This window comes from Marinomonas piezotolerans (assembly GCF_003362755.1).
GTDB classification, from domain to species: Bacteria; Pseudomonadota; Gammaproteobacteria; order Pseudomonadales; family Marinomonadaceae; genus Marinomonas; species Marinomonas piezotolerans.
In genome coordinates this window covers 690,386-703,412 of record NZ_QKRA01000002.1, presented here as the reverse complement: position 1 = coordinate 703,412, position 13,027 = coordinate 690,386, and the positions used below count along the sequence as shown (strand labels likewise).

9 protein-coding genes are annotated in these 13,027 nt (G+C 48.4%); 3 read left to right on the top strand and 6 right to left on the bottom strand.

What is annotated here, in order from left to right:
- Positions 1-98 precede the first annotated feature (98 nt).
- Positions 99-983: a LysR family transcriptional regulator gene (locus tag DN730_RS07265; RefSeq protein WP_115467434.1), complete on the bottom strand. Its 885-nt coding sequence runs from the start codon at positions 981-983 to the stop codon at positions 99-101.
- Positions 984-1,124: 141 nt separating this feature from the next.
- Here DN730_RS07265 and DN730_RS07260 point away from each other — a divergent pair, with 141 nt between their 5' ends.
- Both DN730_RS07260 and DN730_RS07255 read left to right on the top strand, forming a co-directional pair.
- The gene (locus tag DN730_RS07260; RefSeq protein WP_115467433.1) at positions 1,125-2,714 is read left to right on the top strand and encodes an NADH-quinone oxidoreductase subunit L; all 1,590 of its coding nucleotides are present in this window, start codon (positions 1,125-1,127) and stop codon (positions 2,712-2,714) included.
- 1 nt (position 2,715) lies between these two features.
- The gene (locus DN730_RS07255) at positions 2,716-5,115 is read left to right on the top strand and encodes a DUF2309 domain-containing protein (protein WP_115467432.1); all 2,400 of its coding nucleotides are present in this window, start codon (positions 2,716-2,718) and stop codon (positions 5,113-5,115) included.
- A 48-nt stretch (positions 5,116-5,163) separates the two neighbouring features.
- On the opposite strand, the gene DN730_RS07250 is transcribed toward DN730_RS07255, so the two are convergent.
- Positions 5,164-6,144 carry an aldo/keto reductase gene (locus tag DN730_RS07250; RefSeq protein WP_115467431.1) on the bottom strand — a complete coding sequence of 327 codons (981 nt, stop codon included), beginning with the start codon at positions 6,142-6,144 and terminating at the stop codon, positions 5,164-5,166.
- 117 nt (positions 6,145-6,261) lie between these two features.
- On the opposite strand from DN730_RS07250, the gene DN730_RS07245 reads away from it, so the two are divergent.
- Positions 6,262-7,155 carry a LysR family transcriptional regulator gene (locus DN730_RS07245; RefSeq protein ID WP_115467430.1) on the top strand — a complete coding sequence of 298 codons (894 nt, stop codon included), beginning with the start codon at positions 6,262-6,264 and terminating at the stop codon, positions 7,153-7,155.
- On the opposite strand, the gene xdhC is transcribed toward DN730_RS07245, so the two are convergent.
- The 4 genes from xdhC to DN730_RS07225 form a co-directional block, all read right to left on the bottom strand.
- Positions 7,128-7,991, bottom strand: a complete 864-nt coding sequence (gene xdhC / locus DN730_RS07240; protein ID WP_115467429.1) for a xanthine dehydrogenase accessory protein XdhC — start codon at positions 7,989-7,991, stop codon at positions 7,128-7,130. The genes DN730_RS07245 and xdhC overlap by 28 nt on opposite strands.
- Positions 7,988-10,339: a xanthine dehydrogenase molybdopterin binding subunit gene (gene xdhB / locus DN730_RS07235; protein WP_115467428.1), complete on the bottom strand. Its 2,352-nt coding sequence runs from the start codon at positions 10,337-10,339 to the stop codon at positions 7,988-7,990. The genes xdhC and xdhB overlap by 4 nt, the downstream gene beginning before the upstream one ends.
- The gene (xdhA, locus tag DN730_RS07230) at positions 10,332-11,774 is read right to left on the bottom strand and encodes a xanthine dehydrogenase small subunit (RefSeq protein ID WP_115467427.1); all 1,443 of its coding nucleotides are present in this window, start codon (positions 11,772-11,774) and stop codon (positions 10,332-10,334) included. The genes xdhB and xdhA overlap by 8 nt, the downstream gene beginning before the upstream one ends.
- 277 nt (positions 11,775-12,051) lie before the next feature.
- On the bottom strand, positions 12,052-12,735 hold the full coding sequence (locus DN730_RS07225) for a nucleotide-binding protein (RefSeq protein WP_115467426.1): 684 nt from the start codon (positions 12,733-12,735) through the stop codon (positions 12,052-12,054).
- Between the last annotated feature and the right edge of the window lie 292 nt (positions 12,736-13,027).

Sequence of the window (13,027 nt, the reverse complement as noted above, 5' to 3'; positions counted from 1 at the left end):
GATACCGCTGAAGCAACGTTTACTCATAAATCTAATACTAAAATATCACAGCGCTTACCTTTCATTGCAGGACGCAGCATCTCTAGGTCAGCACTTTATTAGTCGACCTGATTTGTGCGTAGCAAGTGCAATAGGACTTCGGGGATGAACTTACGCGGCAAGCTGATGGCGTAAAAATGTTCAAATGCTTGGGGTAATGATTGATAAACCTGCAACCGCTTGGATTCAATCTCATCCTTTACCACAACTCGCGGCATGATGGATAAATAGCCGCTATCACGAGCAAGCAATCGCATCATTGCCATATCATCCACCTCTGCTTTAATTTCCGCCTGATATTGATGCGTAGCGCAAAAGGATTCAAAGACCGAACGAATCCCCATGTTACGAGCAGGCAGTATCCACTTTTTACCTTCATACCCATGAGGAAATGCATGCAAAGGTTGTTCCCCATATGGACCAACAATCGCCACCGATTGACGTGCAACCAGCTGGTTTTGCCACAACACGCCATGAACATCATTGCTCAGCGCTCGGTTCGTTAAGGCAATATCCAATGCATGATTGGTCAGGCCTTCCATCAAATCATTCATAGTGCGCGCGTAAAGAGAGAAGCTCACATTCGCCTCACTGAGCAATGGTGTGATAAAAGCCTCAATGAAATTACGCGATAAATGCATTTCCACACCAATGTTTAAATGTTGGTGGCTACTACTGCTGCCATTTTTTAGAAACTGCTCTAGCTCCTCACCGGTAGAGAAAATATCTTGCGCATACAACTGAACACGTTTGCCAATATCAGTAAGCACCAACCGACGCCCTTCTCTTTCGAACAGTGACTGACCGATATTACCTTCTAATTGTTTAATCTGTGCAGACAGAGCGGACTGGGAGACATGCAACTGTTCAGCCGCTTGCGTTAAATGGCCGATGCTGGCGACTCGCCAAAAGTAATATAAGTGATGGTAGTTTAATCGCGACACACGTCTTCCTATTGCTGGCAGCTCAGTACGAACCCAATCATAACCAAAAAAGAACGATTGGTTAAAATATATGTATTTTTATTAACTTTTAGGATCACTCATACTGCACCCACTGACATAACAGGACGACCGTGATTCACCATGACTTTCTTCACATTTTTACTGCCCATTGTATTTGCTTTGACCGGCATCGCATGTGACATCAAAAGGTGGCGTGGCCATTCTGCTCAAATCGCTTTATTCGGCGCTCGTTTAGCACCGATTGTTTTGCTCATGAGCCTTATATCTTGGTCATTCTATGCCCCAAGTCGTTACAGTTTGGCGCAAGAGGCGCCCGTCAACGGCACGATGCTCACGGCCTTAATGCTGATTTTAGTCGTCTTTATGGCTTGGATTTTAGTGCAGTTCTCGCAGCACTATATGCAGGGTTCGAAGCGAGTTGCGCGTTATTACCGTTGGCTCATGCTGACGTTAAGTGCGGTCACGTTAACTCTCACCAGTAATCATCTTTTGGCTTTTTGGGCCGGCTGGGTAGGCATTAGCTTAGGGTTACACTTTTTACTGACTTATTATCCTGATCGTCCACGCGCCATCATTGCTGCCCATAAAAAGTTCATCTTAGCGCGCACCGCAGAAATATCGCTTCTCTCAGCTTTTTACTTACTCGCACAAGCCCATGACAGCTGGTACATCACCACTATTATGACTCAAATGGGTGAACCGCTTACATGGCAAGAGCAAACCGCAGCAGTACTCATAGCCGTCGCGGCGCTCATGAAATGTGCACAATTGCCAGTACATGGCTGGCTAATGCAAGTCGTCGAGGCTCCCACACCTGTCAGTGCGTTACTGCATGCCGGCATCATTAACCTTGGAGGCTTTTTAGTTCTGACCTTTTACCCATTACTACACTTGAGCCCTATCGCTATTTGGTTACTGCTGATTGTAGCGGGACTAACGACCGTTCTCAGTGCCTTGATTATGACCACGCGTATCAGTGTCAAAGTGAGGCTTGCTTGGTCTACCAGCGCACAAATGGGTCTTATGTTGCTGGAATGCGCATTGGGTCTCTACGAACTCGCTGTGTTACATCTACTCGCTCACTCTGTCTATAAAGCGCATGCATTCTTAAACTCAAGTAGTGCAGTGGAGGACTTTTTACAGCGTAAACTCGCCCCCGACGAAACGCCTAGTGCAACGGCTTGGCTCATTGCCATCCTATTTAGTGCTATCGCTGTAACCGTGTCCATTTGGCTATGGGGATACGAAGGCCCTATGAGTCCATGGTGGCTATTCGGCTTTGCCCTGATCATCTTAGTGGCGCAAGGGCGCAGCATTCCACGCCCCTATAGTATTTTCCGGTTAGCGGCCACCAGCGTAGGTTTGGCTGTGCTGTATGGCGGATTGAAAACCCTGATCGCTTGGCTACTAGAAAACTCATTGGAAGGCGATGCGGCGTTTCATACTGTGGCTGCCTACAGCGCTCCAGATATATGGGCCTGCATGTTGTTTGTTGCACTGGTTAGTTTAGCGATCTGTTTACGTTATTACGCTCACTTGGGTTGGGTAAGACGGTTCTCTACTGCTTTGTTTGCAGGGTTTTATTTGGACGAATGGTTTACCAAAATCACACTCAAGACGTGGCCCGTCAACTTACCGGCGCGCTCCAAAGCCAAGCATCAACGTCGCGCATTCAGCTTGCCAACTTTAACTAAACGGTGGAAGAAGTAATATGGAAAGTGTCATTGCAACACAGCCTCTTTCGGACAATCAGCATCAAGCGCTAGCTCTGGCAATCAACAGCATCGCTCCCAACTGGCCGTTAGACCAAATGATTGCCGTCAATCCTTTGTGGCAGCGCATCCATCATCATTTCGATCAAGTCGCAGCCGATGTATCACTGCTCGCTGGCGCGCACTGCTATATGGATCAAAACACCTACTATGGTTGGTATCAAAAGGGGTTGATTAGTGATAACGCGATTCACCAAGCAGCGAGCGAATATCAAGTGGCTCAGCAAGGCGATGATCTAATCACCTATTTAACAACCCCTATCGCTCGTCCAGATAGCTGGCGCAATATTGCTGACTGGGCAGATCAATCGCGGCCTGAAACTCGTATGTCTTGGCACGATGAAATTACGCATCAGATTAGCCAATTTTGCGCCGCCCACTACCAAAAGCAACGCCCTATGCTTCAGCATCAGTATCGCGGCCATTCGCTTAACCTCTACCAACACTGGTTACAGGTCACGCGTATGGACCGTGGGCTTAGCATCATTATGTCTGAAGACGGTTTGCATCACGAGTTTAACGAGTTACCAGATAATCATCTTGACCTCATATCTCTTGTTGCGAATGACATGCAGCTATCCGACAGTACGCTTGCTGTTTACGCTCAGGCACTGCTATTGGATATTAATGGCTGGGGGGCGTATCTCGCCTATCGCCGCTTCGAAGCGCAAAAAGCCGAGCAAGATGATTCAGACCTACTGGCACTACTGGCCATTAAACTTGCTTGGGAATGGGTCATTTGGCGCTATATGCGCAAGCATTACATCCAAGAACACGAAGTGCTAGCACAGCGCTTTGCGCATCAAGTTCAAGCGCTGCCATCACTGGTAGAGCACCATAAATCTGCCTTGATTCCACAGGCCATATGGGCTCGAGCACTGGAGCTGAGCGAACAATCCAAACTTGAGAAAAAGCTCTTAGCTCAACCCGAAAAAGCGGCGTCGGCACCAAGGCTGCAAGCCATTTTCTGCATCGATGTACGCTCAGAAGTCTACCGTCGCGCTCTAGAACAACAAGACGCAGACATCGAAACATATGGCTTCGCTGGCTTCTTTGGCTTGCCAATTGAATACAAGCAAGCAGGCACCCAAAGCACACGCCCTCAATTACCAGGCTTACTTGCCCCTTCGATCCAAGTGTTTGAACAGCAAACAAACGAGGCACAACTTGATGAAGCAGCACGTCATGTAAGCTGGCATCGTTGGGGCAATACCGCAGCCGCTACCTTCTCGATGGTGGAATCCATGGGTTGGTGGTATGCATTTAAAATGTTTAAAAAGACCTGCCTGAATGCCGTCTCAAAAGAACAGTCTCTGCGACCCGCGAGCGTAAATCCGCCCACGACACAATGGACATTGATTCGTGATGGCAGTGCATTAACCGTAGAAGATCAAGCGCAACTCGCCAAAGGCATCTTGGATGTGATGGGATTACCGCATTTTGCACCGACCGTTATGCTAGTTGGACACGGCAGTAGAAGCTGTAATAACTTGCAGAGCGCGGGCTTAGAATGTGGCGCATGTGGCGGCCAAACTGGAGAGGTCAATGTTCGGGTCTTAGCACAGCTGTTAAACGATGACAAAGTACGCAAAGCGCTCATCCCTCTGGGTTACAACATCCCTAACCAAACGCAATTTGTGCCTGCACTGCATAACACCATTACTGATCATGTCACCTGCTATATCCCCCCAGAACAAACAGCAGTCCAAGACTGGTTGCAACAAGCCACCTATATAACACAACAAGAACGCGCCTTTGACGTTGATCCAAAGCTGATGAACATGGATCGTAACGAACGCGATCTTGCCTACCAGCAGCGCGCCAACGATTGGTCGCAAACTCGCCCAGAATGGGGACTAGCCGACAACAACGCCTTTATCATTGCACCGCGGGCGCTGACCCGTGGTATCGATCTAGAAGGCCGCGCTTTTTTACATGATTATCAATATGAAAACGACCCAGAAGGCAGCATTTTAGAACGTTTGCTCACGGCTCCCATGCTTGTGACTCATTGGATCAACATGCAGTACAACCTTTCGACCACGGATAACTTTAAGTTCGGCAGTGGCAATAAGGTACTCCATAATGCCGTTGGCGATCATATCGGTTTATTCGAAGGGAATGGTGGAGATTTACGCATCGGTTTAGCCACACAATCTATCTACGATGGAGAACGCTGGATGCATACTCCACAGCGGCTAAATGTCTATATTCGTGCTGCAGAGCATACGATTGCAGAGATTGTCGCCAAGCATGAAGTACTTCAACACTTAATTCATAATGAGTGGTTGTACGTCTTTGTTTGGCAGGAGGATGACATCACTCGCTTTTACGCGTAGATCAAACAAGCCATCACGCCTCTTTGATTGAGCGTGATGGCAACGCGTCTAAATGCCGCCACGAATATGTTGGCGAACGTTTTTAACATAGAAATCCGCTAGCGTTTGATGCAACTCAGGGCTCAACGAAGGCAACCCAGACGCTTGGGTATTTCGTAAAATTTGTGACTCTTTGGTAGCGCCTGCTATGACACTGGATACCTGAGGCTGGTCAAGAATCCAGCGCAGCGCCACATCGACTAGCTGTTGCCCTTCAGGCAATAACGCTTTGACTTCGTCTGCCAATGCCACCCCTGTTTCATAAGGGATACCATTAAAGGTTTCCCCCACATGGAACGCCGCCCCGTCACGGTTGTAATAGCGATGATCATTCGCATCGAACTGATGCTGTTGGGTCATCTTGCCACTCAACAGTCCACTCGCTAACGGCAAACGAACAATGATGCCGACGTTATTGTGTTCCGCGACCGGAAAGAGTGACTGGATGGCATCCTGTCGAAACATATTAAACAGCACCTGTAGAGTTGCCAGCTTTGGGTGTTCTGCCGCAAACAGGGCTTCATCGATCATCTCGACACTGGCACCAAAATGACGAATTAAGCCTTCTTGTTGCAGGTCTTCCATCCACGCCAATATATCTCCAGCAAATAGCACCTCCCTCGGTACACAATGCAGTTGCGCTAAATCGATCACGTCTACGCCGAGTCTTTTTGCTGAAGCTTGCAGACTTTTTCGAATACCGTCTTTGCTGTAACCATCTGGGTATAAAGCCGCATCACGGCCAACTTTGGTTGCGATGTAAGGGGGTTCTGACAAACTCTTGCGCCACTGACCAATGCGCTCTTCCGATAGGCCACCACCGTACACATCTGCGGTATCAAAAAAAGTTACGCCATGGGTTGCAGCGGTATGCAAGATCTCTCGGGCAGTACTGTCTTCCACAGGTCCGAAATCGTTCCCTAATTGCCAGCAACCCAGCCCTATTTCGGATACCTGAAAATTGGTTTTACCTAATGTACGATAGTTCATTGCTTTGTCACCTAATCGTTTATGTTTGCGAAAACTCAATCATGGACTCAGTGTAATAAAAGCCCTATTGTCTATCATTACCGATACATTAAACCTATTGACTAGAAATACTTAACAATGAACCGCACCGCCTTGCCGTCTGGCATTTCTGAATTCTTGTTGGTTGCCGAGCTATCCAGCTTTACATTGGCCGCTGAGCAAATGGGGCTTTCAAGAGCACGCATGTCTCAGATTATCCGGCAGCTAGAACAGAATGTTGGAGTGCAGCTATTTCATCGCTCTACACGCGTTGTGTCATTGACGAGCGCTGGGGAGTCGTTTTATCAGCAGTGCCGCCAGGGCATCGACCAGTTACATTATGCGATTGAAAACACTCAAGAGATGCACACCAATTTGACTGGGTTAATCCGAATTAACTCAGTGGGTGGGCTCTTCGGCGAACAGATCTTAGCGCCCAAACTGGCTACTTTCATGCGTAAGCACCCTAAGATTCGAATTGAGTTGGATTTTTCGAGTGTTCGTGAAGACGTAATCGAAGCGAAATTTGACGTCGTCGTACGTATGGGGAAACTTGAAGACTCTTCTTTAGTCGGACGCCCGTTAACACATTATCAGAACTACTTGGTGGCCAGCTCAGATTATCTGCGCCACGCCCCAAAGCTTGACCACCCGAAAGATCTCTACAACCACACATTAATCAATGGCAGTGTGAAAAAGTGGTCATTTTATCCACAGGACAATGACAAGAAAGTCTTAGATATCCCCATTCAAGCGTCATTTCAATGCAATAATGGGCACGTTAGCCGACAATTCGCGCTAAAAGGTGTCGGAATTACTCGCCAACCCAGTTATTACGTCGAACAAGACCTACAAGAAGGCAGACTTATTCAAGTACTCCCGCAATGGAAGCTTGCGGAGTCTACCGCGCATTTGGTGTATCCCAAAGCACGACACCCAAATGCCCGTGTGAAAGCATTAATTGATTATTTGTTGGAAGCCTTTTCAACATGATCAGACTCCATGGCGAACGTCTCTTTCAATGTTCGCCAATCAATACCATTTGTCTTTCCTTGCGCCGGTCGATCGGCTTGATACAGCGCAATCAGCTGACCCGCAATCGACACCGCCACTTCCATCGGTTGTTTGCCTTGTATTTCAGGTAATCCAACTGGACAGGTCATCTGCTCGATCAGCGCTTGATCAAACTGACGATACGCTAATCTCTGGCGAAAACGCCGAGCCTTAGTGTCAGAGCCAATGACCCCCACAAAAGCAGTATCGCCGCGCTTCAATGCGGCTTCGGTTAACTCATAATCCAACTGATGATTGTGGGTTAGGATGAGCACATACACTCCGGCTTCAGCGCTATCCACTTCAGCTACTGGATCATCAACCAGACGCTTTTCCACATTGACCGGTATCGTTTCTGGAAATTGCTCGGCGCGACTGTCAATCCAAGTAACACGCAACGGTAGTTCTGCAAGTAGAGGCACCAACGCCTTCGCGACATGGCCCGCCCCAAACACAAGAACAGACTTACCAACCGCCGCGAAATACTCAAACAACACAGACACTTCGCCACCGCAACACTGGCCTAGGGTTGCGCCTAAGGGGTATTGTTCCAACGTTTGTGAATCACTGTGACCCAATAGCAACTCCCTAGCTCGGGCAATGGCTTTAAATTCCAAATGACCACCGCCGATGGTGTCGTAGCTGTTCTCTGCCGTGACCACCATTTTGCTACCCGTCTCACGCGGGGTAGAGCCACGTGTCCCGATGACAGTTACCAACACGTATGCCTCAGAGGTACGTTGCAACTGCGCAATCATTTCGCCCCAACGTGTCATAAGGTTTCACCTTGTCGTAATTGATCCCGAGTCGCCATCACCGCATCCAACACTCGCTCTGGCGTGGCCGGGGAATCTAACGAAGGGCTAATGGTGTAATCCGAGAGGCTAGACACGGCATCCCGCAATGCCGACCAAACCGAAATCGCCAGCATAAAAGGGGGTTCTCCCACTGCTTTAGAGTGATAAACGGTTTCTTCATCGTTATCACGCTCAAACAAGCTGACCTTAAAACGCGGAGGTGTATCGCTGATTGCGGGAATCTTATAGGTCGCGGGGCCATTGCTGGTCAGCACGCCCTTATCATTCCACTTGAGTTCTTCCGTGGTCAGCCAGCCCATTCCTTGAATAAAACCACCTTCAATCTGACCTAGATCCACTGCAGGATTTAAGCTGCGTCCGACATCGTGCAGAATATCGACCGCAACGACACGGTATTCGCCAGTCAAGGTATCGACAATCACTTCTGACACCGCCGCTCCGTTTGCAAAGTAGAAAAACGGTCGCCCTTTTGCCGCATTGCGGTCGTACCAAATTTTGGGTGTCTTGTAGTATCCCGTAGCGGACAGAGAGACTCGATTCACATAGGCAAATTGTGCAGCTTGAGCAAAACTCATACTCTCCTCTTGATCCTGCTCGCGCCATCGGACTTGCCCATCCTCAAAGCGAACTGTCTCAATCTCACAGCCTTTGTGCTCGGCTATGCACTCACAGATACGCTGTTTTAATATCAATGCTGCATTTTTCGCCGCTTGACCATTCAAATCTGTACCACTGGACGCTGCGGTTGGTGAGGTATTGGGGACTTTATCCGTACGGGTGGCGGTTATTTGAATATCGTCAGGGTTTAACGACAAAGCTTGCGCCACGATCTGAATAATCTTGGTATGTAAGCCTTGACCCATTTCGGTACCACCGTGGTTCACTTGAATACTGCCATCGGTGTAGATATGAATCAGCGCGCCCGCTTGATTGAGGTGTTGCAGAGTAAATGAGATACCAAATTTAACGGGCGTCAGCGCCAAACCGCGCTTCAGGACACGACTGGTTTGGTTCCATTGAGTGATGTCCGCTCGTCGTTGCCAGTAGTCACTGCTTGTCTCTAGCTGCTCAATCAGCTCGGGAAGAAGGTTGTGCTCTACCTGCTGATGATAAGGCGTCGTGTCGCGCCCAACACCCCCGTATAGATTGCGTTTGCGCACATCCAACGGATCACATCCAACCGCCCGCGCAATGTCATCCATCGCCCGTTCAATGATCATCATCCCTTGCGGCCCGCCGAAACCTCGAAACGCCGTATGCGACACGGTATTGGTCATACAACGATGTCCTGCGATGGTGACATTCGGCAAATAGTAAGCGTTGTCTGCATGAAACATGGCTCGATCAACGATGGCATCGGATAGATCCGCAGAATGACCACAATCGCCTGCCACCATAATATCAGCAGCTTGAATCAGGCCGTTTTCGTCAAAGCCGATATCATAGGTGTTATAGAATGGGTGGCGCTTGCCCGTCATGGTCATATCATCGCTGCGAGGCAAACGCACTTTCACGGCGCGCCCTGTTTTCAATACCAGCAATGCCGCCATACATGCCCATGCAGCAGCCTGGCTTTCTTTCCCTCCAAAACCACCACCCATGCGTCGCATGTCTACGGTGATACGGTTAAATGGGACATTAAGCACTTCAGCAACCAGTTTCTGAACCTCACTTGGGTGCTGCGTTGAGCTGTATACCAACATGCCTTGATCTTCCATTGGTACGACCAAGGCCACTTGGCCCTCTAGATAAAAATGCTCTTGTCCGCCAACATGTTGCTGCGCCTGTAAGCGGTAATCAGCTTGCGCCATGGCTTCATCATAATGACCCCGTTTCATGTAATGTGAAGGTCGGACAAATTGCTCACGCTCAAGCGCTTGTGTGACATTCAGCAGCGGTTCCATCTCTTGATAGTCGATCTTGGCTTTACGTACTGCACGGCGTGCTTGCAGCTCTGTCGTTGCAGCGACAACGAAAATAGGCTGCCCCTGATACTTGATGTCATCCTTTGTTAACAGCGGATCGCCGTCAAACACCGCGGCAATATCAATATGCCCGGGGATATCATCCACTTCGAGCACATCTACTACCCCTTCACTGGCTCGCACCTCACTCAAATCCAGCGCTGTAATCTTACCTTTAGCAATTGAGCTGAACCCCACCGCCCCATAAAGAGTGCCACGCGGTTCGATGATGTCATCAACATAGGTTGCTTCACCGGCCACATGCTTAGGCGCACTTTCGTGCTTGCGAGCGCTGTTTTTTGATGCCGTATTTGTCGGTGTTACGTCCGTTAAATTACGCATATTGGACAACCTCCATTGGTTCATCGGTCGTGGACTGATGCTCCAACGCCGCTCTTAGCAATAAATTTTGAGCAACTTTCAAGCGATAGCTGCCCGTGGCACGCACATCATCAATCGGCGAAAAATCTTCAGTGAGTGCCTGCTGAGCCGCGATGATGCCTGCTTCGCTAAAGAGCTGCCCGATTAACGCTTGCTCTGCTTTGAAAGCTCGTGCAGGCGTTGCAGCCATGCCACCAAAAGCAAGTCGAGCGGCGACGACCATATTGTCTTCAAGTGTGATCGAAAACGCGGCGCAGACCGCTGAAATATCATCATCCAAACGCTTCGACACTTTATAGACAAAGTGCGTTTGTTGATGATCTATAGGAATGTCAATGCGCTCGATAAAGCCATTTTTCGGTAATGCGGTCTGTCGGTACCCTGTGAAAAATTCATCGATCGCAATTTGCTGATAGGTATGACCAGTGCGGATATGTAACGTGGCGTTTAGAGCCAATAAAACAGGCGGCGTATCTCCGATGGGCGAAGCGTTAGCCACATTTCCACCTAGAGTGCCTTGATTGCGTATTTGTAAGGACCCCAACCGCTCTAACAACTGCGCAAACGGTAGAAAGTGTTTATGCAATAAAGGCTCTGCATCACTGTAGGTCACCCCAGCGCCAATCACTAAGCGATCTTTGTGCTCCTCTAAACACTGCAACTGTGCAACGCGACCAAGATAAATCAGCGTATCCGGTTGCTGTAATTGTTGGGTGACCGCCAACGCAAGATCCGTCCCACCAGCGACCATTTGTGCTTCGGGATAGCGCTGCAACAAATCAGCGAGTTCATCACTGTTACACGGTACAAAAAAGCGTCGATTTGCAAAAGACAACTCTGCCGTAGGCAATGTCTCTTCAATGTCTCGTAGTTGTTGATAGACCGACGCCTCGGCTTGGGAAAACTGGTCTGTTACACCTTTGCCCGCGAGACTCAATGCCGCATCAATAATCGGACGATACCCCGTGCAACGACACAAATTGCCTGCTAATCCACGCTCAACGTCCGCGCGGCTCGGCTGAGCAATATTTTTGTACAGGGCGAACATCGACATAATAAAGCCCGGCGTACAAAAACCGCATTGAGAACCATGTTGCTCTACCATCGCCTGCTGCACGGGATGCAGTGCGCCACTACTTTTTAAATGCTCAACCGTCAGTAGTTGTTTGCCATGTAAACTGCCAACAAAGGTAATGCAGCTATTCACATTGATATATTGCAATCGACCGTTTTTAGCCTCAACCAAAACTACAGTACAGGCACCGCAGTCTCCTGACGCACAGCCTTCTTTTGTACCGCGCTGCTCGGCTTTAGTGCGCAAGTACTCCAACACGGTCGTATCTGGGGAGCAATTATCTAAGCTGACAAGTTGCTCATTTAGCAAAAAACGGATCATCGCCTGACCACTCCCTTTCCCATTCTTTTAAGTAATGAACCGAAGCCTACTGCATGCAACAGTAACACATTGTTTTTACTGCGTTTAACGTGTTTTCAGGCTCGAATATTTCTGTCGAGCGGATGAATCAGCATCACTCAGCAGACCTCTTTGATAAACATATAGGTAAAGGGTAGCAGGAATCTTGCCAAATTTAACCAGTCGGTCAAATTAAGGATAGTAGAGAGTAAAACAGCGCATAAGCCAACCGCCTTTGCGCTGCGATGTAGAAGAGAGATTATTCTAAAAACGCTAGCTGTTCATAACCATTGCGTAACCAAACTTTCATACGTTGGCGCTCTGCAATATTCATTAAACTACGATTATTGGCAACGGCCCAAAAGCTGGTGTTATTGAAGTCGATTTTTTGAGTCAGCTTACTTTGTAATTTTGGCAGCTCTATGATGAATGCGTCTCTAGCTTGAGCCTTTTTAAACGTCTCTGACTTTTGGAAGCGTGAAAAATCTGTCCCGCGGCCTAAGTTCTGCACCACAATGAACTCCAACTCAGGCTGTTGATACTGAGTCAGTAGCTTATCGAGCAATGCAACTGAATCCGCGCCATCGTCCATGACATGCCACAAGCACACTTGGTAATCCATTTCATCCAACAGACCAAATACATCCGTTTCTTCTATCCAATCTCCTAATGGTTTGGCTGCCTGAGCGGCCAGATCAATAATTAAGTCTTTATCAGGATTGGCTTCCATCGCTTCCAACAAACCATCGAGGCTGTCTTCTTCCCCAACCACCACGGGGGACGCAAACTCGCTGTAAAAACGAGAAAAAGTACCGTGAGAGACATCACAATCAAACCCTAAAAATGGCAAGTTATGATCAATGTAGTACTGTGCAAGCAACCGCGCCGTCATAGACTTGCCCACACCACCTTTCTCACCGCCTATAAAATGAACCTTACCCATCTAAATCTCCCTGCATATTGACTGTTCATGTACTCATAACATGAGTACATGACGGGGTGATGACCCCACTTCTTAAACATTACAGGCAAGACGCGATAATAGGAATGAGCAAATTTCGACTTTGGCTAAATAATCAACACCTAAGACCGTCTATGTGTCACAATGTGCGTCTATTCTAATCCCTCATACGATGCGGCACGATCGCGCAGCGCTCACTCATCGCCCCACCTTCATCGTAGTCAGTGCTAACAAGCACTCGTAATCAAGGAAAGGCATTATTCAGGAAGACTCA